Here is a 22,922-nt window from a genome sequence, read left to right as displayed (position 1 = left end):
GGAAAGTGGATATCAGCGGAAAGCTGAGCGTGAAAGGGGTAAGCCTGAGCGCAGGCAAGGCGTTCAGGGGAGAACGGGTCGGGCTGAAGGAAATGCAGGAAGACGGCAGCTATGAGGTGTGGTGGTACAGCACGAAAGTGGGGGTGATCGACCTGAAGAAAAAGTCGATCACCATGGGTAAAGGATGTTAAAAAGTGTTCACCATGTCCCCGAACACCTGTCTACCATGTCCCCGGACTGTACACCCATAGGGAGAGGGAGAAAAGCAAAAACTACCCCACCAACTCCTCTTTCACCTGCATGGCCAAATCAAACGAATGCAAACGCGCCTGGTGATCGAAAATCTGGCCGTTAACCATAATCTCATCCGCCTGCGTTTCGCGCAGCACCGCCTCCAGCCCGTGGCGCACTTTCGCTTTATCGCCTACCAGCGACATGCTCAGCGCCTGCTGTACGCCATACTGCTCTGAGGCTGACCACAGCTGATGCATATTCTCCACCGGCGGCGGAAGCTGGCCCGTCTCACCGCGACGCAGCTTCACAAACGCCTGCTGCATTGAGGTAAACAGGAATTCCGCGTCGCGATTGCTGTCGGCGGCAATGATGTTGATGCACACCATTGCGTACGGCTTCTCCAGACGATCGGACGGTTTGAAGTGCGTGCGGTAAAGATGCAGCGCCTGATGCAGCATATCCGGTGCGAAGTGCGACGCAAACGCAAACGGCAGCCCCAGCTGTGCGGCGAGCTGTGCACTGTAGAGGCTTGAGCCTAACAGCCACACTGGGATCTTCTCACCGTAACCCGGTACCGGGCGCACGTGCGGGTTCGGATCGCGCGCGTCGAACCAGTCCACCAGCTCGGCCACGTCGCGCGGGAAGTTGTCGATATCGCCGCTCATATGGCGACGCAGGGCACGCATCGTTGGCTGGTCGCTGCCCGGCGCACGACCAAGGCCCAAATCAATACGCCCCGGATAGAGGGTATTCAGGGTGCCAAACTGCTCGGCAATCACCAGCGGGGCGTGGTTTGGCAGCATCACGCCACCGGAGCCCAGATGCAGGGTGGTGGTATTTGCTGCCAGATAGCCAATCAGTACCGAGGTGGCGGCGCTGGCAATGCCCACCATGTTGTGATGTTCGGCCAGCCAGTAGCGGTGATAGCCACGCTTTTCGGCCAGCTGAGCGAGATCGAGAGAGTGCGAAAAGGCTTCTCTTGCCGAGGAGCCTTGTGGGATCGGCGCCAGATCCAGCACCGAAAACGGAATGGTTTTGTCAGTCATAACAGCTCACTTTGTCGACGGTCAATCTTTAATACTGCATTAAATAATGATAACCGTTGTTAACAAAGTGAGCTTTTTTACGCCTGCAGCTCCAGCCCGGCGAGCCGTCTCCAGTAGCCGTTGCAGTCGCTGTTTGCCGTCAGCGGCAGCGGCGCGGCGCCGTTTTCGTTGGCGCGGAAGGCGTCCAGCATCGCGAACACGCCAGTATCCAGCGGCGACAGACGAACCATATCCACCAGCCCGTCCATCGACGTCAGCTCGTTGCCGAGGTTATAGACATAGCCGCTCATGGTCTGAATACCGTTGAGGACAAACACCTGCTGATTCTCCTGCGACAGCATGCTGCGTCCGTTCGGGTACTTGATGCAGCAGGTTTCGCATTCGTCTTTCGGGCGGTCTTCCGAGCGCGCGGTGAAGCAGCGGGCGGAGTAGGCCAGCGGCAGATGCCCGTAGCTCAGCACTTCCACTTCAAACTGATTGCGAATGCCCAGCTCGTCGCACTGGTTAAGCAGGTTAGCCAGCCAGTCACGGGAGAGCTCTACCGGCATGCACCAGCGCGTCATCCCCTGTTTGAGCAGCAGGCGCAGGGTCACGGCGTTGTAGCAGTTCAGGGCATGACCCGCAACAAACGGCAACCTGCGTTCAGCGCACATGTTCACCACGCCCAGATCGCTCGCTTCCAGCAGGAACTCGCCGTTTTCAACGTAGCGCTTCAGCTCGCCCAGTTCGGACGACGCCTGCACCAGCGCGAGCGTGGAGAGCACCACCTGCTTGCCGCTTCCGGCCAGGCCTTTCGCCATATCCAGCCAGTCGCCCGCTTTGGTGGCGCGGCGCTTGCTGCACACCGCTTCGCCGAGGTAAATCACATCGGCGCTGCTGGTGGCGGCCTGTTGGTAAAAATCTTCCAGCGTCTCTTTTGGCCAGTAGTAGAGCACCGGTCCTAATGAATATTTCATGATTTTCTCACTGCCATTTACGGTGATACGCGCCCAGCGTGGTTTGCGTGCCTTCGGACATCGAACCGAGCGTTTCCATCCAGGCCTGCTGTGGCGCGTAGTTCTGCGGGTCCGCCATGCAGCGGTCGATGGCCTGACGCCACACTTTCGCTACCTGGCTCACATAGGCCGGGCTGCGCTGGCGTCCTTCGATTTTCACCGAGGCAATATTGGCCGCCAGCAGTTCCGGCAGCAGCTCCAGCGTGTTGAGGCTGGTGGGCTCCTCCAGCGCATGGTAGCGCTCGCCGTCGACCAGATAGCGGCCTTTACACAGGGTTGGATAACCGGCGTTTTCACCGTCCTGATAGCGGTCGATCAGCACCTCATTCAGGCGGGATTCCAGCCCCTGAGGGGTCTGCTGCCAGCGAACAAAGCGGGCAGGAGAGCAGGCCCCGACGGTATTCGGTGATTCACCGGTTAAATAAGAGGAAAGATAGCAACGGCCTTCAGCCATGATGCACAGGCTGCCAAAGGCAAAAACTTCCAGCGGTACTGGCGTGACGCGCGCGAGTTGCTTAACCTGATGAATAGAGAGCACGCGCGGCAGCACCACGCGGGCCACGTCAAAGTGTTGATGATAAAAACGCACCGCCTCTTCGTTGGTGGCAGATGCCTGAACAGAGACGTGGCGCTCAATATGGGGATAGCGTTCTGCCGCATACTCAAGCATGGCGAGGTCGGCCAGGATCAGCGCATCGGCACCCAGCTGTGCCGCCATATCCACCGCGCGCTGCCAGCGGGCGTAGCCGTCAGGATGAGCAAAGGTATTGATGGCGATATGCAGCTTGCGGCGGTGCTGGTGAACGAAGTTAACGGCTTCCTGAAGCTTTTTCTCCGTAAAGTTGAGGCCAGCAAAATGGCGGGCGTTGGTGTCATCTTTCAGCCCGATATAGACCGCATCGGCCCCATTTTCGATGGCCGCCTTAAGCGCCGGAAGATTTCCGGCAGGGCAGAGCAGCTCCATAATTTATCCTGATGTAGTCGATCGCAAAATTGTTAACGAGCTGGGATTTTAATTAACCCATACGCGACAATTTTTGATTTAAGGCAGCTAATGGCGTATTGATGACACCAATAATGAGGTACGGCGGACGAAGGTTTGTTGATTTACGCCGCTATGTTGCGCGTCGGATATGGCAAAATAGCCGGACTATAGATATCAGGGAGTAAAGCTCGTGCTGGATAAACTGCGTTCACGTCTCGTACAATTTGGTCCATCAATGCTGAGCGTGCCGGTCAAGCTGGCGCCGTTCGCGCTTAAACGTCAGGTGCTGGAGCAGGTCCTGAGCTGGCAGTTCCGCCAGGCGCTGCAGGACGGCGAGCTGGAATTCCTGGAAGGCCGCTGGTTAAGCATTGAGGTGCGTGACATCGGGCTGCGCTGGTTTACCTCCGTTGAGAATGACCAGCTGATCGTACGCGAATCCGCCGACGCGGATGTGAGCTTTAGCGCCAACGCCAGCGATCTGCTGATGATCGCCGCGCGCAAGCAGGATCCGGATACGCTCTTCTTCCAGCGCCGTCTGGTGATTGAAGGCGACACGGAGCTGGGCCTGTACGTTAAGAATTTAATGGATGCCATTGAGCTGGAGCAGATGCCGAAAGCGCTGCGCGTGATGTTAATGCAAATGGCAGATTTCGTTGAGGCCGGGCTGAAAACCCCGCCGGACGGTAAACACACTTCAGTAGGTGAGCCATGCTGATTCGAGTCGAAATTGGGATTGATGCGCCGGGGATCGATGCGTTGTTACGCCGCGCCTTTGCGAGCGATGCCGAAGCCCAACTGGTCCACGACCTTCGCGAGGATGGCCTGATTACGCTGGGGCTGGTTGCCACCGATGACGAAGGTCAGGTGGTGGGCTATGTTGCCTTCAGTCCGGTCATCGTTCAGGGCGAAGATCTGCAGTGGGTCGGCATGGCGCCGCTGGCGGTAGATGAAAACTATCGCGGGCAAGGGCTGGCGCGTCAGCTGGTCTATGAAGGGCTGGATTCGCTCAATGAGTTTGGCTATGCCGCCGTTGTCACGCTGGGCGATCCGGCGTTTTATGGTCGATTGGGCTTTGAGCAGGCCGCGCATTACGATCTGCGCTGCCGCTGGCCGGGGATGGAATCCGCTTTCCAGCTCCATCGTCTGGCGGACGACGCGCTCAACGGCGTCAATGGTCTCGTCGAGTACCACGACCATTTCAATCGCTTTTAATCAGGCTCTCGCGTAGCGCCTCAAAGGAGCCGTCTCCGGTCACGAGGCGCTCCTTCTGGCGCTTCGTCAGCTGCTTGATGCGGTATTCCAGCCTGAGCGCCAGCGATCGGTCGCCGACGGCCGCTGAGAAGGCGAGCTGTAGTTCCCCTTTCCCCCGCAGCGCTTTTGCCCCTTTCCCCGTTTGATGTTGTAAAAAACGCCGCGCCACATCGGTGGTGATCCCGGTGTAGAGGGCGTTATCAGCGGTTCGGACAAGATAGAGAAACCAGCACACGGTAAACGGATTCAGTATGTTAAGGTGAACGCACCATAGCATGAGAGAGAACGAAAATGGAAACACTGGCCGCCATTAACCGCTGGCTGGCGAAGCAGCATGTTGTCACCTGGTGCGTCTATGACGAGGGTGAGATGTGGTGCGCAAACGCGTTTTACTACTACGATCCTGAGCGCGTGGCGTTTTATGTCATGAGTGAAGACAACACGCGTCATGCGCAGATGACCGGCCAGCAGGCAAAGGTGGCAGGTACGGTAAACGGCCAGCCGAAAACGGTCGCGCTAATCCGCGGCGTGCAGTTTAAAGGTGAAATCCGTCGTCTGGATGGTGAAGAGAGCGACGCGCGCCGTAAGCTCTACACGCGCCGCTTTCCCGTTGCCGCTGCGCTAAAAGCCCCGGTCTGGGAAATTCGCCTCGATGAGCTGAAATTTACCGACAACACCCTGGGCTTTGGCAAAAAGCTGCACTGGTTACGCGCCGAGCAGGCGTAGCGCTTCGCGGTTAAACGCCGGGAGATCGTCCGGGGTCCGGCTGGTGATCAGCTGGTCTTTGTCGTTGACCACCTCCTGATCGTAAAACTCGGCCCCCGCATTTTTCAGATCGATAACGATCGGTTTCACGGCGGTAAGCTTACGCCCGCGGACCACTTCTGCGCTGATGAGCAGTTGCGGGCCGTGGCAGATGGCAAACACCGGTTTGCCGGTCGAGACAAAGTCCCGGGTGAAGGTCACGAAGCGCTCGTCCCCGCGCAGGGAATCCGGGGAATGGCCGCCGGGTAACAGCAGGGCGTCGAAATCTGAGGGGCTAACGTTATCGATGGTCTCATCGATGGTCACGGTCGCCTCGCCCTTATGGCCTGTCACCGTTTTACCCGCCTCTTTCTCAATGGTGATGACCTCATGTCCCGCCTTGCGGAACGCCTCTGCTGGAGAGGTGAATTCTGAATCTTCAAACTCGTCGGTAATCAAGACTGCGATTTTCTTGCCCATGCTTCCTCCGTTGTTTTGGCTTCAGACTGATTTTTCTCCGCTTGTGGTAAATACTTACCTGTAACAGACTTCTAAGTGTGGTCGACGACGCTGAGTTCGCAAACGGACAATTCTGTAAAGGGGAAAAGATGAGTCAGGTATTGATTACAGGTGCTACCGGCTTAGTGGGCGATCATCTGCTGCGGCTGCTGATTCAGGATCGCCGCGTGAACTACATCGCCGCTCCGACCCGTCGACCGCTGGCGGACATTTCCGGCGTCTTTAATCCGCACGATCCTCAGCTGACGGACGCGCTGGCGCAGGTGCAGGACCCAATTGATATCGCCTTTTGCTGTCTGGGCACCACGCGGCGGGAGGCAGGCAGCAAGGAGGCCTTTATCCACGCCGACTATACCCTGGTGGTGGACTCCGCGCTCACGGCGAAAAAGCTGGGGGCCAAACATTTTCTGGTGGTCAGCGCGCTGGGCGCCAGTGCCGGATCGCCGTTCTTCTACAACAAGGTGAAGGGCAAGATGGAGGAGGCACTGATTGCGCAGAAATGGGAGCAGCTGACGATTGTGCGCCCTTCGATGCTGATCGGCCACCGGGACGAACGCCGCTTTAACGAGTCGATCCTGGCCCCGCTGTTTCGGGTCCTTCCCGGCAACTGGAAAGCCATCGAGGCGCGGGACGTCGCGCGCGCGATGTTAAAAGAGGGGCTGGCCCCGTCGAAAGCGGGCGTAAACATTATCCCTTCGGCAAAACTGCGTGAAATCGCGCAGGGCGAGGCGTAAACTCCCCCGGCTAATAACCTAATATTCTCCGGGGAATGCTATGACTGGTCAGTCTTCATCTCAGGCGGCAACACCTGTTCAATGGTGGAAGCCCGCACTCTTCTTTCTCGTGGTCATTGTTGGCCTCTGGTACGTGAAATGGCAGCCGTACTACGGCAAAGCCTTCACCGCCGCCGAAACGCACAGCATCGGAAAATCTATTCTCGCACAGGCTGAATCCAGCCCGCTGCAGGCGGCATGGGATTACGCCATGGTCTACTTCCTTGCCGTCTGGAAGGCCGCCGTCTTAGGTGTGATCCTTGGGTCACTAATTCAGGTGCTTATCCCCCGTAACTGGCTGGTGAAAACCCTCGGGCAGCCGCGCTTTCAGGGCACGCTGTTGGGGACGATTTTCTCCCTGCCGGGCATGATGTGTTCCTGCTGCGCCGCGCCCGTGGCCGCAGGGATGCGCCGCCAGCGCGTGTCGATGGGCGGCGCACTGGCGTTCTGGATGGGCAACCCGCTGCTCAACCCGGCAACGCTGGTGTTTATGGGCTTTGTGCTGGGCTGGCATTTTGCGTTCATCCGTCTGGTCGCCGGGCTGCTGACCGTGCTGGTGGTGGCGACGCTGGTGCAAAAACTGGTGAAGGATACTGCCGCAGAACCCGCAGCCGTTGAGCTGGACGTCAGCGAGCCGCAGGGTGGCTTCTTTGCGCGCTGGGGCAGGGCGCTCTGGCAGCTTTTCTGGAGCACCATCCCGGTCTATATTCTGGCGGTACTGGTTCTGGGGGCGGCGCGCGTCTGGCTCTTCCCGCATGCGGATGGCGCTATCGACAACACGCTGATGTGGGTCATTGCGATGGCCGTTGCGGGCTGCCTGTTTGTGATCCCAACGGCGGCGGAGATCCCGATTGTTCAGACCATGATGCTGGCCGGTATGGGGACCGCGCCGGCGCTGGCGCTGCTGATTACGCTGCCGGCGATCAGCCTGCCGTCGCTTATCATGCTGCGTAAGTCGTTCCCGGCCAAAGCGCTGTGGCTGACCGCAGGGCTGGTGGCGTTGAGCGGGGTGATGGTGGGCAGTATTGCGTTGATGTAAAAAAAGCCCGGTGGCGCTAGCGCTTACCGGGCCTACAAAAAAATCCCCTCAAGCGAGGGGATTTTTTTTATTTGATGTAAGTAAACGCGGTGGTGACGTGCTTCACGCCGCTCACCCGGCTGGCGATATCGGCCGCCGCTTTCCCTTCACGTTCGGTCACCAGACCCAGCAGGAACACTTCGCCGTTTTCAGTCGTCACTTTCACGTTGGATGATTTCACCTGGTCCGAGCCCAGCAGCTGGGAACGCACTTTGGTGGTGATCCAGGTATCAGAAGAGGCGTCACCCAGGCCAATTGGCTTGCCCTGGCGCACTTCGTTAAACACCTCTGTGGTCCCTTCGACGCCCATCGCAATCTGTTTCGCACGCGAGGCGAGCTCCATATTCGGCGCCTGGCCTGCCAGCAGCACTTTGCCCTGATAAGCCGTCACGTTGATACGCGCCTCTTTCTTGATTTGTTCGTCTTTCGACAGCGCACTGTTGACGCGCAGCTCCAGCGTACCGTCATCTACCTGCGTCCCAACAGAGCGCGGATCGGTCGCTGCTTTGGTGCCCACTGCAGCGGTGCCCACAACGGCCGCAGCGATACATCCCTGAAGCAGTAACGCAGACATAAGGACTGCGAGGGTCGATAAAGCCTTCATAAGAACTCCTTAATCATCCTGGTGAGGGAAAAGCGTGTTATCGATCAAATCACATAAGCAGTTCACCGTGAGCATATGCATCTCCTGAATACGCGCGCTCCGGTGAGAAGGAATGCGGATTTCCACATCCTGCGGCCCAAGCAGACCCGCCAGCTCACCCCCGTCATAGCCGGTTAAGGCCACGATGGTCATGTCGCGGGTGACGGCGGCTTCAACGGCTTTGACAATGTCCCGGCTATTGCCGCGCGTGGAGATGGCCAGCAGCACATCTCCGGCGTGACCCAGGGCTCGCACCTGCTTTGCGTAAATTTCGTCATGCAGACGATCGTTAGCAATCGCCGTTAAGACCACATTATCGGTATTAAGTGCAATGGCGGGTAAACTCGGGCGTTCTGTTTCAAAGCGATTGATCATGCTGGCAGCAAAATGCTGTGCGTTGGCGGCAGACGTGCCGTTGCCACAACAGAGGATTTTGTTGCCATTAAGCAGGGATTGCACCAGCGTCATTGCGGCACGCGAGATAGCATCCGGAAGGGCTTCCGCCGCGGCAATCTGAGTCTGGATGCTTTCTGTGAAGCACACTTTAATTCTTTCGAGCACGTTATCCCTTTTAAATCTTAATTATGCGTCTTCGCCAAAAGCGTTTTTAAGCCATTCGATCTCATTTCCGGTGAAGGCTATCACATCGAACCGGCAATCCACAGTATCAAAGCTCCCATTATGGCGGGCAAGCCACAAGTGGGCAGTCTGTAATAATTTATGTTGTTTGGCGAGCGTCACGCTGGCGGCAGCACCGCCAAAACGGGAGGACTGTCGAAAGCGGACTTCTACAAATACGATGACCTGACCGTCTTTCATGATCAGATCAATTTCGCCGCCGCGCCCGCGGACGTTAGCGGCGATAAAGCGCAGTCCTTTGCCTTCAAGCCAGCGACGCGCCTTTAACTCCCACGCATCGCCGGTCTCTTTACGGCTTAACTGGCCGGGACGATTTGCCCCTGCTGGTATTTGAGCCATGATAACTTCCTGTTGATCACGCAGTCCTGAGTCGCGGTCAGATCGCCGGTATTGCCGTTAAGCTCAAAGCCCGGCACCTGCCGCATCTGGGTAAAGTGGTTCGCCAGCGCCCATGCATCGACACCCATCGCATACAGACGCGCCAGCGAATAATCGTTACGTACGGTACTCAGCGCCTGCTGCATCAGCGCCGGGTTGCTGCCTGCCAGCATCGGGATTTCGCTGTACTGCAGACCGTCCATTTCCAGGCGGAAATCCGGGCCAGCGGTGCCCTGCGCGCTGCGTGAGCTGGCGTAGAGCGTTGCGCCGCTCTGGCTGCCGTTACGCATCGCGATCATCGGTTTGATAAAGGCGATCTCCTGCGGCGTGGCAACGATATAGGCCGCATCCACTTTGCCGCCACCGCTAATCTGCGCGTCGGTTGGTGGGGCAGGGATCGTCAGGCCGCCAATCGTCACGCTCTGCTGCTGCGGCAGGCTCGCGGTGACAGGACTGCCGTTGAGCGCGATACCCGCTCCACCGTTTACGCCCGCGCGCAGTTCAGAGACGGAACCGAATTTCTGCTGCAGCACCACGCCGCCGCCCAGCTTTTGCCACTCATCGGCAAAGGCATTGGCCACGCGATCGCCCAGCGCGCTGCGTGGGATGAGCAGCAGCGGAGCCTGTTTACCCTGCTCGTGAATATGACGCGCCGCATCGCGGGCTTCATCTTCAGGGGAAAGCGCGAAGTAGCAAATATTGGCCCGGTTCTGAACCTGCTCAGGCTGGTTGAGCGCCAGCACGTTCAGCGTGGTATTGCTCTTCATCAGCTCTTCAACGTTGTTTTTCAGCAGCGGACCGACAACGATGCTCGCCCCGTCCTGTTGAACCTGCGCCAGAACCTGGTCAAGCGGCTGCGAGCTGGTGTCGTAGATTTTCACCTCAGCGCCCGGGTTGGCGCTGGTGGTTGCCACGGTCTGCGGCTGCGCGGCAGGTTGGGCCGCGGGTTGTGCAGTCTGCTGTTGAGCCTGTTCTGCCGTTGCGTCAGGCGCTGGCGCCGCTTGCGTCTCGGCCGGTGCCTGAGTTGCAGGTGCTGTAGTAGCAGGAGCTGCTGCAGCCGGTGCTGCTGTAGCCGGAGGCGTCGTCGGGGCCGTCACCGGGTTTTGCATCGTACCCTGCGCCGGCGCTTGCGCCGTGGTCAGATCGCTGGTCTCCGCTGCGGACGGGCTGACAACATCATTCACGTTAGCCGCCTGAGTCGCCTGCGCGGGAACCGCGCTGCCGGTTACCGAGGTGGTACCATTTTTCGCGGCTTCAAAGCCCTGCTGAATGGTACGGCCAAACACCGCCGCCTGGCCGTTGAGCGGCAGAAGCAGGGCGATTTTGCTGGTGGACGCTGGCTTAAAGTTCTGGACGTTCACCAGCTGGGTTGGCAGCATTTTCGCACCCGGGTTTTGCGGGTAGCGCGTCTGCCAGTCCGTAATACCGGCTTTCAGCATCTTTGGATCGCTGCGGTTGTTAAACCACATCTGCTGCAGATCCAGCCAGCCCTGCAGGACGTTTTCATCGGCGTTGATGACCAGCGCCTGCGCCTGTTCCTGGGTCATAGAGGCAAGCGCTTGCCAGGTGGCATCGATATTTTTCTGCTTATCGGCACCGCCGAGCAGCGGCTCTTGCGCGACGAGGGCGCGGAGCAACGTCAGGGAAGGGCGCCCCTGTTCCGCGGTAATGCCCGCCTGCCAGAAGCGAGCCTGCTGATTTTTATCCAGCGCGCTCACGTCAATATCCCCGAGGATCTTCTTCGCGGCGGCGTAATCTTTCAGCGCGACCTTCAGCTCGGCAGAGAGCAGGCTCTGCTCACGACGCTGGGCGTCGTTAAGATCTTTTGGCAACTGGTTAAACAGTTCTGCTGCCTGCTGGGTTTTACCCTCTTTCAGCAGTGCACGAATGGCGAGTAATTGCCAGTTGGTCTTGGTATCATTTGAACTCTGCGACATTTGTTGCAGATAAAAGCCAGAATCAGCCTGAGCAGAACCCTGGAGATGGGCGGTGCTCTGGTCAGGTGCCTGGGTGCCACAGCCTGCAAAGATCAGGGCTGCCAGCAGAAGCGGCACGCTGCGCGTGGCTTTTTTTCGAAGAAACGTTAACGGTACCATACTGTATCCAGTGATTTTTTTTACGCAATGCTCAATATTAAATCGGCAATACGGACGAAACAATGAAACAACACGAAACGGCAGATAATTCTCAAGGCCAGCTTTATATTGTACCTACTCCTATCGGGAATTTGTCTGATATTACCCAACGTGCGCTCACCGTACTGCAAGCTGTTGATTTAATAGCTGCTGAAGATACCCGCCACACTGGCTTGTTGCTGCAACATTTCGCGATTAACGCCCGTTTGTTTGCTCTGCACGATCACAATGAGCAACAAAAAGCCGAAACGCTGGTGGCGAAGCTGAAAGAGGGGCAGAACATTGCCCTGGTCTCCGACGCCGGAACGCCGCTGATAAACGATCCCGGCTATCACCTGGTGCGTACCTGTCGCGAAGCTGGTATTCGCGTTGTGCCGCTGCCGGGACCGTGCGCTGCCATTGCTGCGCTGAGCGCCGCTGGTCTGCCGTCTGACCGTTTCTGCTATGAAGGCTTCCTGCCTGCCAAATCCAAAGGCCGTCGCGACGTGTTAAAAGATCTGGAAGCGGAACCGCGCACCCTGATTTTCTACGAATCCACGCACCGCCTGCTGGAGAGCATGGAAGATATGGTGACCGTGTGGGGAGAAGCCCGCTACGTGGTGCTGGCGCGCGAGTTGACCAAAACCTGGGAAACCATTCACGGTGCCCCAGTGGGTGAACTGCTGGCGTGGGTGAAGGAAGACGAAAACCGCCGCAAGGGTGAAATGGTGCTGATTGTCGAAGGGCATAAGGCGCAGGAAGACGCGATCCCTGCCGACGCGCTGCGGACGCTGGCGCTGCTGCAGGCGGAACTCCCGCTGAAGAAGGCCGCTGCGCTGGCGGCGGAAATTCACGGCGTGAAGAAAAATGCGCTGTATAAGCATGCGCTGGAGCAGCAGGGGGAGTAAGCCCCTGCCGCCTGTTTTGCCGGGTGGCGGCTGCGCCTAACCCGGCCTGCAGATCGTTATGCGTCTTTTAGCTAACTGGCACCGCCTCAAACACCAGCGTTTCCAGCGGCTGCAGCGTAATCACCACCGCGTTTTTATACTCCCCCGGTACGGTTGAATTACTGCCGTAGACCGCTTTCAGACGAAACTGCGCTGCGTTTCCTGTCGGTATTTCGAAATCTTTCGTCAAATCAAGGTAGTAGCTTCGCGGCTTATCCGACGGGTTACGCAAGCCGAGAATCGCTTTGTCCTTGCTCCATGATGCCCAGCCGTAAACCTGCAGCGCGGTCGGATCGCCACCAATCCAGTGCGTATCCACCAGCACGTTGGCGTTATCCCGGGACCATTTCGCGGCCCGCGCCAGGGTATCCCACTTCGCCTTATTCAGCATTGAAGGGGTGATATACAGCTCCTGCAGCTGGGTTCCGGTAGCGAAGTAGCTCCAGACCTGGTCGGCAAAGTCACTGTCCGTTTGCACCTTCTCCAGCCCGTAATAGGCGTTTTCCGCGCTGACGATCCCGTGATACATCAACGAGTTCAGCGGGAACAGCGGCCCTTTGCGAACAATGGAGCGGTACGTTTCCGCATCGCGGTAGGTCAGCCACTGCTGCACCGGCGTGCCGGGGCCGTACAGGTTGATGTCATCGCCCTGGCGCCAGATGGAATCAGCGTAGAACAGCCAGGACGGGCTGGCGTTGGTACCGGTCGTCAGGTTAATAAACAGATTCGGGTTGGCGCTGCGCATGTTGTGCAGCAGAGCGATAGAGGCGTCAAAATCCGAGGCGAATGGGCTGCCCTTAATATGCGAATTGGCATTACCCATCCCGTCGAGCTTGAACGAGGTAATGTGCTCGTTTTTAATTAGCTTAACGATCTGCTCATTGAAGTTTTTAAGATAGTTTGGCCCTGACAGCGCCAGCTTCCCGTCTACCGTTTCGAAACCGTACTCTTTTGCATGCGAGACGCGAGTATCGCGCGGTTTGTTATAGCCACCCCACGGCGAGAGCCATAGCCCAACCGAGCTGTGCAGGCTGTCGGCTTTTTCCCGAACTTTGCCAAAACCGTTGCTGAATGCCGGGCCAAACAGCCAGCGTCCGGTCAGATCATCCCAGCCATCGTCAAGCAGGAACGCATCCAGCGCCACGCCGCGCCCGGTGATAAATTCCTTATTCCATTCATCCATCCGCCCCAGCACGTCCTGCTCGGAGTACGGGGTAAAGAAGCCGATATCCATCCAGCTGTTGTAGTGTAAATAAGGCTTATACGGACGCGGGCGGACGGCATCGATGAACTGGTTTACGCTGCGGCGCAGCTGGCTGGTCTCCGGGAAGGTGCCGAACCAGGTGGTAAAGCTGACCGGCGACTCTGGCTGAATCGGCGTTTTCAGTTCTACGTTGAGGTTGGTGGTCGCTTCATAGGCGTAAGTGTTAACGATAGGTTTATCCGGCAGAATAAAGAACGAGTCTGCGACGATCGGCGAGCTGTTAATCGCCCCGTCTACGTAAGGTGCCTGAGCCTGCTTTTTGGTCGGGAAGAAGGTAATTTTCGCCACGTCTCGCGGCTGGCCGACTGCGGCAACGGTATAGTCGATGCTGGCGTATTTCCCCTTCACCAGGTTCAGCTTCACCGTTACGTTAAAGTCCGGATGGGTGAAGTCGATGACCATCGCGCTGTCCTGCTTTTCGACATGCTTGATTTTAAAATCAGCGGTATGGATTTTCGTCTCGTCCGGAAGCGTCAGGAAGAACAGCTCCTGCGGCGTGAGCGGATGATTAGCCCTGGTGTCCTTAACCACTACCGTTGAGTTTGCATCATCAAATGACAGGGCAATATTGTCGTTACCGAGCGCGTAGTTCGCGGCCACCGCGCTATGGGAAATGCACAGGGCCAGCAGTGAGAGTGCGAGGATTTTTTTCATCAGCGTAAGCTCCTTTTAATCAGGCTTCTGCCGGAAGCAGCAATCGGTTTGCCGATCCGCAAACGGCGATCTTGCTTCTGACCACCTCTTTCATGGCGTCCATGCCGACCCGCATATAGAAGCGCGGATCGTTCCCCTGCGGGTTTTCGGCAAACCAGGCTTTAACCGCGTCAGAGAAGGCAATTTTCAGCTCGGTGGCCACGTTGACCTTGCACACGCCCAGCTCGATGGTGCGGCGCACAAACTCATCCGGCACATCGCTCGCGCCGTGCAGCACCAGCGGCACGGTGACCACTTCGCGGATCTCGGCCAGCCGCTGGAAGTCGATTTTCGGGCGCTTGGTATACAGGCCGTGCGCGGTGCCGATGGCGACGGCAAGACTGTCTACGCCGGTCAGTTCGACGAAGCGTTTCGCCTCCTGCGGATCGGTGAGAAATGCGCTTTCCGCGTCCACGCTCATGTCATCTTCCACGCCGCCCAGACGCCCCAGCTCGGCCTCGACGCTGCAGTCGTTGAGGTGGCAGAAATCGACCACCGACTTCACCAGCTTCACGTTTTGGTCAAACGGATAGTGGCTGCCGTCGATCATCGCGCTTCGCACGCCCGCGTTGACCTTGCGGCGAATATCGTCCAGCGATTCGTGGTGATCGAGGTGCAGCGCCAGCGGCATGTCGTAGGTGTGGGAGTAGGCGCTGCACAGGGCGTAGATCTCTTCCAGCGCAATGTGCTTAAAGGTGCCCGGCGTGCCCGCGAGGATCACTGGCGATCGCATTTCGCTGCACGCTTCGAGGATCGCCTGGATCGTCTCCGCGTTGTGGATGTTGAACGCCGGAACGGCGTAGCCTTTTGCCTGTGCGTCCTGCAGAAGATATTTGGTAGAAATAATACTCATGATCCGATCCTCTTAAGCTTGCCACGGATGAATAACAACGCCCTGCACCACGCGGTTGACCGTCCCGCTGGCGGATGGCGTATCGGGCGTATTGCCCACGCTGAGCGACTGGGTGAGCGCAAAGACCTGGGCATACATCAGGAAGCAGAACGCCTGTTCCATATCGATAAACGGACGTGAAGGCGGCAGGAGAATATGCGGACCCGCTTCAATGACCGGATCGTTTTCAGCGGCGATGGCGACGACGCGCAGGGCCTGGCGATCCCGGCGCAGCTCGGCCAGCAGATCCAGATCGTACTGACGCGTATACGGATGGCTGGAGATGAACACCACCACCAGCGTTTCGTTGTCGACCAGCGACTTCGGCCCGTGACGGAAGCCCGTCGGGGAGTCGTAAAATGCCGCCAGTTTGCCCGCCGTCAGCTCCAGCACCTTTAGCGCCGATTCGCGCGCCGCGCCCTGCAGGCCGCCGCTTCCCAGATACACGATCCGTTTCCACGGTTCGCTGCCAAAGACGCCGTGGCTGAAATCGCCGAGCGTAGTGAGGATCGCCTGACAGCGTTCGGCGACGTCGCGGAAGGTATGGCTGTTGATCGTTTCCGCAGCGAACACGGCCAGACAGCTCGCCATCATGGTGGTGATGCTGCTGGTCATCGCGAACCCGCGATCGTGCGTTTCGGCAGGCATCAGCAGCGCAAAGGCGTTATCGCTGTCGACGGCGTTCTGGTACAGGCTCCCCGCCTCGTTGCAGGTAATCGACAGATGGTAGCACTCCGGCACGAACTGGTTTGCCAGCTCAACGGCCGCGACGCTTTCCGGGCTGTTGCCGGAGCGGGCAAACGAAACCAGCAGCAGCGGGTGCGCAGGGCTGAAGTAGTCCATCGGGTTCGTGACCAGATCGGTTGTCGGGACGGCGGTGAAGTTTTTCCCGGTGTGGCTTGAAAGCCATGGCGCAATGATATCGCCGATAAAGGCGGACGTGCCCGCGCCGGTCAGGACGATCCGCAGATCGTGCTTGCGCAGCAGCGGCGTCAGGAAACTGTCGATCGAAGCACGCAGGTTATCGATGTTGTTGAGCGAGCGGATCCAGCTGGCAGGCTGCTGGCGGATCTCTTCCTCGGTCCAGGTGCCGGTTGTGGCGGCGGGAGTGGTTTGTGGCATAACTCAGTCCTTAGTCGTGTGAATTCCACATCAGACGCTGGCAATGTGTCGCTATCTTTCGTTTCGTTTCACTTGTTCAATTAAGCAGTTAAATAAAATCTATAGAAAAGAAATCGAAACTTCAATGGGAGAAAAGAAATAAAACGAAAAGTGTGATCGTGAAAGGAAAGGGAAAATTTAAGGAAAGGAAAAGAAAGGCCTTACGATCGGGTGCCGTAAGGCCAACAGGAGACACAATGAAAGGGCTAAAGGGGAAGAGCCTGGCCCTGAATCCAGATCCGCTGGAGGTGTAAACCCCCGTCCAGCGCAATGATATTGGCGCGTTTGCCCGGGGCTAAGGAGCCAAGCTGATCGTCAACGCCCAGCAGCCGGGCAGGGTGCAGCGAGGCCATATGGATCGCCTCTTCGGCGGTTACGTCCGCATACTCCACCATATTCCTGACCGCGGCATCCAGCGACAGCGTGCTGCCCGCCAGCCCGCCGGAGCCGGTTCGAACCACGCCGTTTTGCATCGTGACCTCTTCACCGCACAGGGTATACCGACCGTCCGGCATACCTGCCGCCTGCATGGCATCGGTAATCAGCACCACGCGATCCTGCGCGCAGCAGCAGCATAAACGCATCGCCCCTGGATGCACGTGGTGGCCGTCGGCAATCAGCTCCAGCCACGCCCGTTTGTCCGTAAGCCCTGCGCCGACCATGCCTGGCGCTCTGTGGTGCAGCCCCGTCATGCCGTTGTAGCAGTGCACCAGCCCGTCGGCACCCGCGTCAAGCGCGGCAAGAGTTTGCCGGTACGTGGCGGCGCTGTGGCCCAGCATGACGCGTATACCGCGCTGTTTAAGATGGTGGATCGCCTGCAGCGCGCCGGGTTTTTCTGGCGCGAGCGCTACCACCCGTAGCGTGCTCTGTGAAACGTCAATCAGCCTGTTCAGCTCGGCGATATCCAGCTCCCGGAACAGCTCGGGCGGATGCGCCCCTTTGTTCTGCGGCGTAAAGAACGGTCCTTCCAGATAACTGCCCAGGATCTGCGCGCCGGGGCCGCCGGACTGAGTGCGCCGGGCGATACGCATCAGCGCGGCGTGGATAATCTCCAGCGGCGCGGTAACGGTGGTGGGCAAAAATGCGCCCACCCCTTCGCGCGCTTTATGCACTGCCAGAGTGTCCAGCGCGTCAGGCGCATCATCCATGACGTCCACGCCCGCGCCGCCGTGGACGTGCGTATCGATATACGCCGGGCAAAGCAGTTCCGCATCGCGCGTCGTCACGCCCGCCGGGATGGGTTCAATCGCCGCAACCGCGCCGCTTTCAATGCGTAGCTGGTGGTCGTCCAGCCAGCCCTGCTCGGTAAGGATCCGTCGCGCGCGCAGCAGCTGGCTCATATCCCTTCCTCAGCCGGAGCTTCCTCGCGACAGCGCCCCAGCTCGTCCACCAGGCTCGTCAGGCCGCGGTGCCCGCACTCCAGCGCCTGCAGGCGAAACGCCTCGCTGCTTAATCCGTCGCGCTCCAGCACCATCTCCAGCAGCAGCTGCAGGTTGGTGCCGGTAATCACTTCGCTACCCGGCCTTTGCATCGCGAGCGTTGACGCCACGCGAAACGGCGTGCCGCCTAGCAGGTCAGTGAGAAACACAATATCGTGCTGCGCATCAAGTTCGCTCACCGCCTGCTCAAGCTGAACGGTCAGCCGCGCGGTGGTGGAGGTTTCCGGAAAATCGATGGCGATAAACTGCGGCTGCTCGCCGAGGATCTGCTTCATCGCCTGCTCAAGCCCGCTGGCAAAACCGCCGTGACCCGTCAAAATAATGCCTAACATCGCAACCTCTTTGCTTTTACAGGAAGTGACAGAATTTACCGACAACGCCCAGCAGCACGGTGATACCGATCAGCCGCAGCGGGCTCCAGCCGCGGCGCACCAGCCAGAACATGGTCAGGGTGTAGACCAGCGGCAGAAACGCGGGCATCAGCTTGTCGATGACGTCGGCCTGCAGTTTGACGACCGCATCACCCGCCTTGATTTCGAGCGTGGTATTGAGGCGGACGTAGGTTGCCACCAGCGCGCCGATCACCGTCATCCCGACGATAGACGCCGCGTGGCCGACCTTTTTGGTGTTGGCTTTAATCAGCGGAATGGCCGCGACGCCCATCCGGTAAGCGTAGTGCGCCAGGCCAAAGCGCAGGCCGAGGTGCACCATGTTAAACAGTACGATAAAGACCACCGCGCCCAGAATCGACCCTTGCAGCGCCAGGCTGGCGCCAATACCGCCGCAGATGGGCAGCAGGGTTAGCCAGAACATGGCGTCGCCAATACCGCCGAGCGGCGCGCCGACGGCAATTTTGGTGCTCTGGATGCTGTTCACATCCTGCTTGGATCGCTCCATCGCCAGAATGATGCCGATAACAAAGGTCACCAGAAACGGGTGGGTGTTAAAGAAGCCCATATGGCCTTTCATCGCCCGCGCCAGGTCCCGCTTATTGGTGTGGATCTTTTTCAGCGCGGGCAGCAGCCCGTACAGCCAGCCGGAGGCCTGCATACGTTCGTAGTTAAACGAGGCCTGCAGCAGCATGGAACGCCAGGCCACGCGGTTAATATCCTTTTTCGTCAACTCGGCACCGATGTTCTGGTCTTCGTAGACGTTTTCATTCACGCCGGTCAGCAGCGTCTCTTCGCTTTCAGACACGCCCGGCAGGGTGGTGTGGTTAGATGCCATCTTCGAATTCCTCTTTCTGGGCCGCGGGAGCCGTCGGTTCAGGTGATTTACGCATCAGGTCGATCAGCGCCATCGCCAGCGCGGCCGCCGCAATCGCCAGCACCGGTAGCTTGAGCCAGGCGGCGGCGACAAAACCGATAATGAAGTAAGGGATGTAGACGTTTTTCATCATGATCTTCAGCAGCACGGCAAAGCCGATGGCGGGCATGATGCCGCCCGCGACGCCGAGACCGTCAATCAACCGTGCTGGCAGAACGTCAATGGCGGTTTTCGCATGTTCCGCGCCGAAGTAGATCGGCAGGAACGCGCACAGAAAATAGAAGATGCCGAGCGCCAGCAGCGCAAGATAGTTAACCCGTTCAATACCGTGAGTATCTGCATTGGCCGCCATGCGATCGCAGCGTGACATGACGCCGGACATCACCGAGAAGAGGAACGTAATCCCCATCTGCACCGCCACGGCAAACGGCACGGCGACGCCAACCGCGACTTCTGGCTTCACGCCGGTGCTGATGGCAAATGCGGTACCCACGATGGTGCCGATAATGACGTTCGGCGGCTGGGCGCCGGCGAGCGGGGCCAGCCCCATCCAGACCAGCTCTAACGTACCGCCGGTTAAAATACCGGTATGCAGGTCGCCCAGAATCAGGCCGACCAGCGGCCCGAGTACCACCGGGCGGTGCATGTGCGTTAACCCGTTAAACATATCCAGACCGGCGATAAAGGCGAGTATGCCCAACCCAAGCGCCTGCAACAGACTGATTTCCATTGTGAATCCCTCATAGCAGTTTAAAGAGATCCAAAGCAGTTTCTGTTGGAACGCCCTGAACGAAGCATTCCACACCGGCCACTTTCAGGCCGTTGAACGCGTCAATATCGTTCGCGTCGACAGAGACCGTTTTGGCAATTTGTTGTTTGCCACTGGCGTAGTGCATGTTTCCGACGTTAATACGGGTGATGGGCACGCCGCCCTCGACCAGCCTCAGAAAATCGGCGGGTGATTTGCAGACCAGCAGGATTTTCTGGCGGTCAGCGGCGCGGTGAATGTTGTCGATGACCTTTTGCAGCGACCAGAAGCGCACGGCGATCCCTTCCGCGAGCACCATTTCCATCAGGTTCTGTTGAACCGGATCCTCAGCGACCTCATCGTTAGCGACCAGCACCAGGTTTGCCCCCGCAAACCCCACCCACTGCACGCCCACCTGACCGTGGATCAGGCGTTCGTCGATGCGGCATAAAACAATGTTTGGCATAGCGTTTTCCTCTTTTTTAATTATGCGTTTTGAGTCGTTACGCCTTCGCAGGCGGCGTGGTACTGCTGGAGTATGTCCTGAATGTGGTCGATGATGAGTTCCCGTGGCGTTGACTTGAGAGCGCCCTCGCGAACTTTGCCGTACTGCAGCGGCAGGTACTGGCTGATCAGCGGCAGAGGAACAGGCTCGTCTGCCAGGTTACGCACCAGCCGTGCAAAGGCGTCGTCAATTTGGCTGTCCGGCCAGTAGTAGCGCACGCGGTCAGAGTAGCTGTAGCCGCGCGCCAGGCGACGCGCGTTGCCGTCACCGTGGTAATGGCTTTGCCAGTATTCCGGGCGGTCGAGCATGACGTTTTCCAGCACGTGACGCAGGCCGGAGCTGGCTTTTGCCGGCAGCAGCTCCTCTTCAATGGCGGCCAGCGAGAACAGCGCCTCGCGCAGGGCGAAGGTCAGGGCGGGGCCAACTTTCAGAATGGCAAAGTGATCGTTAACCAGCTGGCGCAGCGCCTGCGGCGTCTGGTAGTCGGTGGAGTGCGCTTCAAACACCAGCGTATCGTAGGCTTCAACCATTTTGCTCAGGGCCACGGCTTTCTGCGGCTGATAGTCGCAGACGTGCGCGTGGTCGAACTCCACGCCAGGCTGGACCACCAGGCCAATAATGCGCGGCCAGATGTCGCTTAAGCCTTCCTTTTCAAACGCGTGGCGGTGCGCTTCAAGCGTGGCGCGGGCCGCGTCCGGCGTGGTGACGGCAAGTTCGGTGAGCGTCTCGTGCGCGCCACCGGGAACCGGCACTTCCGTACCGATAACGTAGACCAGATCGGATTCACCAAACTGCTCGCGACAGGTTGCTTCGGCAATCTTCGCCAGGCGTGCGGCGCGTGCGGCAACGATCGCATCGGTCAGGGGAACGGGGTCGTCCTCGCAGGACATGCTGCAGTCGAGGTGGATCTTTTTGAATCCGGCGGAAACATAGCTTTTGATCAGATCGTCGGCATTTGCCATCGCCTGTTCTGCAGGGAGATTTTGCCAGCGGTTAGGACCCAGGTGATCGCCGCCGAGGATCAGCTGTGACGTCGGGAAACCGAGCGACTCGGCCAGCCGGCAGACAAACCCGTGAAAATCCGCAGGCGTCATGCCGGTATAGCCGCCAAACTGATCCACCTGGTTGGAGGTGGCCTCGATCAGCAGCGGCGACTGATGCGAATGCGCGTAACGAATGGCAGCTTCAAGTACCAGCGGATGTGCGGAGCAGACGGCATAGATCCCGTTCGAATTCCCTCGTTTATGTTGTTCCACCATTTCTGTCAGATGTTTCACTTTCCTCTCCATTTCGGATGGTAATGACACTTGTCTTTCGTTTTGTTTCATTTAATCCTGCATCATGGTGATTTAAAAATAAAACGAAAGATAATAGTTTTCCGATCTGTTTCACAAAAGAAACATAATGAAAGGTTTCAGCGCAGTGTTGGCTTGCGTCTGTACGTAAGGCGGGACTTGCATTCCCGAAAAAGAAAGGCCTTAATAGGCAAAACGAAATGAAACGAAAGAATATTGATTAAGGATCTCGTATGAGCAGCACCGATTCATCCGCGGAAAAGCGCATCACCGGCACCAGTGAAAGGCGAGAGCAGATCATTCAGCGGTTGCGGGCGCAGGGAAGCGTGCAGGTTAACGATCTGTCTTCATCTGTACGGCGTATCGACGGTGACGATCCGCAACGATCTGGCGTTCCTGGAGAAGCAGGGCATCGCCGTTCGCGCCTACGGCGGGGCATTGATTTGCGAGGGCAATGCGCCGGGCGCTGAGCCTTCCGTGGAGGATAAAAGCTCGCTGAATACGGCGGTGAAGCGCAGTATCGCGCAGGCCGCTGCCGCGCTGGTCAAACCCGGGCACCGTATTATTCTGGACTCCGGCACCACGACGTTTGAAATCGCTCGCATGCTGCGCCAGCACACGGACGTGATTGCGATGACCAACGGGATGAACGTGGCGAATGCGTTGCTGGAAGCGGAAGGCGTGGAGTTGCTGATGACCGGCGGGCACTTGCGCCGTCAGTCGCAATCCTTCTACGGTGACCAGGCAGAACAGTCGCTACAGAATTACCATTTTGACCTGCTGTTCCTCGGCGTCGATGCCATCGATCTCGACCGCGGCGTGAGTACGCATAACGAAGACGAAGCCCGTCTGAACCGCAAAATGTGCGAGGTGGCGGAGCGTATTATCGTTGTCACGGACTCCAGCAAATTTAACCGCTCAAGCCTGCATAAAATCATTGATACGCAAAGGATTGATATGATTATTGTCGATGAAGGCATTCCGGCGGAGAGCCTGGATGGGCTTCGAAAAAGCGGGATTGAGGTGGTGCTGGTTTAAGTTTTTTACCCTCTCCCCTATGGGAGAGGGTGTACAGTCCGGGGACATGGTAGACAGGTGTTCGGGGACATGGTGAACACTTTTTAACATCCTTTACCCATGGTGATCGACTTTTTCTTCAGGTCGATCACCCCCACTTTCGTGCTGTACCACCACACCTCATAGCTGCCGTCTTCCTGCATTTCCTTCAGCCCGACCCGTTCTCCCCTGAACGCCTTGCCTGCGCTCAGGCTTACCCCTTTCACGCTCAGCTTTCCGCTGATATCCACTTTCCT

General features: G+C 58.2%; 24 protein-coding genes and 3 pseudogenes. 8 read left to right on the top strand and 19 right to left on the bottom strand.

Annotated elements, in window-relative coordinates; genetic code table 11:
* Window positions 1-191 (top strand): annotated as a pseudogene (locus tag LA04_RS11840) (IS481 family transposase); the annotation flags it as partial.
* Between the two features lie 81 nt (window positions 192-272).
* On the opposite strand, the gene LA04_RS11835 reads toward LA04_RS11840, so the two are convergent.
* The 3 genes from LA04_RS11835 to ubiU all read right to left on the bottom strand — a co-directional run bounded on the left by LA04_RS11835 (window position 273) and on the right by ubiU (window position 3,239).
* Window positions 273-1,280, bottom strand: a complete 1,008-nt coding sequence (locus LA04_RS11835) for a luciferase-like monooxygenase (protein WP_047651708.1) — start codon at window positions 1,278-1,280, stop codon at window positions 273-275.
* Between the two features lie 77 nt (window positions 1,281-1,357).
* On the bottom strand, window positions 1,358-2,236 hold the full coding sequence (locus LA04_RS11830) for a U32 family peptidase (protein ID WP_047651707.1): 879 nt from the start codon (window positions 2,234-2,236) through the stop codon (window positions 1,358-1,360).
* A gap of 7 nt (window positions 2,237-2,243) precedes the next feature.
* Window positions 2,244-3,239 carry a ubiquinone anaerobic biosynthesis protein UbiU gene (gene ubiU / locus LA04_RS11825; RefSeq protein WP_023309326.1) on the bottom strand — a complete coding sequence of 332 codons (996 nt, stop codon included), beginning with the start codon at window positions 3,237-3,239 and terminating at the stop codon, window positions 2,244-2,246.
* Between the two features lie 211 nt (window positions 3,240-3,450).
* On the opposite strand from ubiU, the gene ubiT reads away from it, so the two are divergent.
* Both ubiT and LA04_RS11815 read left to right on the top strand, forming a co-directional pair.
* Window positions 3,451-3,975, top strand: a complete 525-nt coding sequence (ubiT, locus tag LA04_RS11820) for a ubiquinone anaerobic biosynthesis accessory factor UbiT (protein ID WP_029739636.1) — start codon at window positions 3,451-3,453, stop codon at window positions 3,973-3,975.
* Entirely contained in the window at window positions 3,969-4,472 is a 504-nt protein-coding gene (locus LA04_RS11815; protein ID WP_047651706.1) for a GNAT family N-acetyltransferase, read from the top strand. The genes ubiT and LA04_RS11815 overlap by 7 nt, the downstream gene beginning before the upstream one ends.
* Here the strand turns inward: LA04_RS11815 and LA04_RS11810 are convergent.
* A complete protein-coding gene (locus LA04_RS11810; RefSeq protein ID WP_023309323.1) occupies window positions 4,459-4,788 on the bottom strand; it encodes a GIY-YIG nuclease family protein in 330 nt (109 codons plus the stop codon). The genes LA04_RS11815 and LA04_RS11810 overlap by 14 nt on opposite strands.
* 14 nt (window positions 4,789-4,802) lie before the next feature.
* Here LA04_RS11810 and LA04_RS11805 point away from each other — a divergent pair, with 14 nt between their 5' ends.
* Window positions 4,803-5,237, top strand: a complete 435-nt coding sequence (locus LA04_RS11805) for a YhbP family protein (RefSeq protein WP_047651704.1) — start codon at window positions 4,803-4,805, stop codon at window positions 5,235-5,237.
* On the opposite strand, the gene LA04_RS11800 is transcribed toward LA04_RS11805, so the two are convergent.
* Window positions 5,217-5,735: a type 1 glutamine amidotransferase domain-containing protein gene (locus tag LA04_RS11800; protein WP_023333577.1), complete on the bottom strand. Its 519-nt coding sequence runs from the start codon at window positions 5,733-5,735 to the stop codon at window positions 5,217-5,219. The genes LA04_RS11805 and LA04_RS11800 overlap by 21 nt on opposite strands.
* A gap of 128 nt (window positions 5,736-5,863) precedes the next feature.
* Here LA04_RS11800 and LA04_RS11795 point away from each other — a divergent pair, with 128 nt between their 5' ends.
* Both LA04_RS11795 and LA04_RS11790 read left to right on the top strand, forming a co-directional pair.
* Window positions 5,864-6,508: an NAD(P)H-binding protein gene (locus tag LA04_RS11795; RefSeq protein ID WP_047651703.1), complete on the top strand. Its 645-nt coding sequence runs from the start codon at window positions 5,864-5,866 to the stop codon at window positions 6,506-6,508.
* Between the two features lie 40 nt (window positions 6,509-6,548).
* Complete coding sequence (locus LA04_RS11790) at window positions 6,549-7,586, top strand: permease (RefSeq protein ID WP_047651701.1); 1,038 nt, start codon at window positions 6,549-6,551, stop codon at window positions 7,584-7,586.
* A 67-nt stretch (window positions 7,587-7,653) separates the two neighbouring features.
* Here the strand turns inward: LA04_RS11790 and dolP are convergent, their stop codons facing one another.
* Genes dolP through LA04_RS11770 form a run of 4 tightly spaced genes read right to left on the bottom strand, consistent with a single transcriptional unit; the run spans window position 7,654 to window position 11,381 of the window.
* Window positions 7,654-8,229, bottom strand: coding sequence for a division/outer membrane stress-associated lipid-binding lipoprotein (gene dolP / locus LA04_RS11785; protein ID WP_023616279.1), 576 nt, complete (start codon window positions 8,227-8,229; stop codon window positions 7,654-7,656).
* 9 nt (window positions 8,230-8,238) lie between these two features.
* Complete coding sequence (diaA, locus tag LA04_RS11780; protein ID WP_003861754.1) at window positions 8,239-8,829, bottom strand: DnaA initiator-associating protein DiaA; 591 nt, start codon at window positions 8,827-8,829, stop codon at window positions 8,239-8,241.
* 21 nt (window positions 8,830-8,850) lie between these two features.
* Window positions 8,851-9,246, bottom strand: a complete 396-nt coding sequence (locus tag LA04_RS11775; protein WP_028014533.1) for a YraN family protein — start codon at window positions 9,244-9,246, stop codon at window positions 8,851-8,853.
* Complete coding sequence (locus tag LA04_RS11770) at window positions 9,204-11,381, bottom strand: penicillin-binding protein activator (protein WP_047651700.1); 2,178 nt, start codon at window positions 11,379-11,381, stop codon at window positions 9,204-9,206. The genes LA04_RS11775 and LA04_RS11770 overlap by 43 nt, the downstream gene beginning before the upstream one ends.
* Before the next feature lie 62 nt (window positions 11,382-11,443).
* Between LA04_RS11770 and rsmI the strand changes: the two genes are divergently transcribed.
* Window positions 11,444-12,307 carry a 16S rRNA (cytidine(1402)-2'-O)-methyltransferase gene (gene rsmI, locus LA04_RS11765; protein ID WP_047651699.1) on the top strand — a complete coding sequence of 288 codons (864 nt, stop codon included), beginning with the start codon at window positions 11,444-11,446 and terminating at the stop codon, window positions 12,305-12,307.
* 67 nt (window positions 12,308-12,374) lie between these two features.
* On the opposite strand, the gene LA04_RS11760 is transcribed toward rsmI, so the two are convergent.
* The 9 genes from LA04_RS11760 to kbaZ form a co-directional block, all read right to left on the bottom strand.
* Window positions 12,375-14,264, bottom strand: coding sequence for an enterotoxin (locus LA04_RS11760; RefSeq protein ID WP_047651698.1), 1,890 nt, complete (start codon window positions 14,262-14,264; stop codon window positions 12,375-12,377).
* A gap of 19 nt (window positions 14,265-14,283) precedes the next feature.
* A complete protein-coding gene (gene kbaY / locus LA04_RS11755; RefSeq protein ID WP_047651697.1) occupies window positions 14,284-15,156 on the bottom strand; it encodes a tagatose-bisphosphate aldolase subunit KbaY in 873 nt (290 codons plus the stop codon).
* A gap of 12 nt (window positions 15,157-15,168) precedes the next feature.
* Window positions 15,169-16,317: an AgaS family sugar isomerase gene (locus LA04_RS11750; protein ID WP_047651696.1), complete on the bottom strand. Its 1,149-nt coding sequence runs from the start codon at window positions 16,315-16,317 to the stop codon at window positions 15,169-15,171.
* A gap of 245 nt (window positions 16,318-16,562) precedes the next feature.
* The gene (nagA, locus tag LA04_RS11745) at window positions 16,563-17,696 is read right to left on the bottom strand and encodes an N-acetylglucosamine-6-phosphate deacetylase (RefSeq protein WP_047651695.1); all 1,134 of its coding nucleotides are present in this window, start codon (window positions 17,694-17,696) and stop codon (window positions 16,563-16,565) included.
* On the bottom strand, window positions 17,693-18,127 hold the full coding sequence (gene agaF, locus LA04_RS11740) for a PTS galactosamine/N-acetylgalactosamine transporter subunit IIA (protein WP_047651694.1): 435 nt from the start codon (window positions 18,125-18,127) through the stop codon (window positions 17,693-17,695). Before agaF ends, nagA begins: the two co-directional genes overlap by 4 nt.
* 16 nt (window positions 18,128-18,143) lie before the next feature.
* Window positions 18,144-19,022 carry a PTS N-acetylgalactosamine transporter subunit IID gene (agaE, locus tag LA04_RS11735; RefSeq protein ID WP_047651692.1) on the bottom strand — a complete coding sequence of 293 codons (879 nt, stop codon included), beginning with the start codon at window positions 19,020-19,022 and terminating at the stop codon, window positions 18,144-18,146.
* Window positions 19,012-19,791: a PTS N-acetylgalactosamine transporter subunit IIC gene (gene agaW, locus LA04_RS11730; RefSeq protein WP_024906387.1), complete on the bottom strand. Its 780-nt coding sequence runs from the start codon at window positions 19,789-19,791 to the stop codon at window positions 19,012-19,014. Before agaW ends, agaE begins: the two co-directional genes overlap by 11 nt.
* Window positions 19,792-19,801: 10 nt before the next feature.
* Window positions 19,802-20,275 carry a PTS N-acetylgalactosamine transporter subunit IIB gene (gene agaV / locus LA04_RS11725; protein ID WP_047651690.1) on the bottom strand — a complete coding sequence of 158 codons (474 nt, stop codon included), beginning with the start codon at window positions 20,273-20,275 and terminating at the stop codon, window positions 19,802-19,804.
* Between the two features lie 20 nt (window positions 20,276-20,295).
* The gene (kbaZ, locus tag LA04_RS11720) at window positions 20,296-21,591 is read right to left on the bottom strand and encodes a tagatose-bisphosphate aldolase subunit KbaZ (RefSeq protein ID WP_047651688.1); all 1,296 of its coding nucleotides are present in this window, start codon (window positions 21,589-21,591) and stop codon (window positions 20,296-20,298) included.
* Window positions 21,592-21,842: 251 nt separating this feature from the next.
* On the opposite strand from kbaZ, the pseudogene LA04_RS11715 reads away from it, so the two are divergent.
* Window positions 21,843-22,647: pseudogene (locus tag LA04_RS11715) on the top strand (DeoR family transcriptional regulator).
* 83 nt (window positions 22,648-22,730) lie between these two features.
* Here LA04_RS11715 and LA04_RS11710 read toward each other — a convergent pair.
* Window positions 22,731-22,922 (bottom strand): annotated as a pseudogene (locus LA04_RS11710) (IS481 family transposase); the annotation flags it as partial.

Source organism: Enterobacter sp. UCD-UG_FMILLET (assembly GCF_000762975.1).
In the GTDB taxonomy this organism is placed as follows: Bacteria; Pseudomonadota; Gammaproteobacteria; order Enterobacterales; family Enterobacteriaceae; genus Enterobacter; species Enterobacter dykesii.
This window is presented reverse-complemented; position numbering and strand designations above follow the sequence as displayed.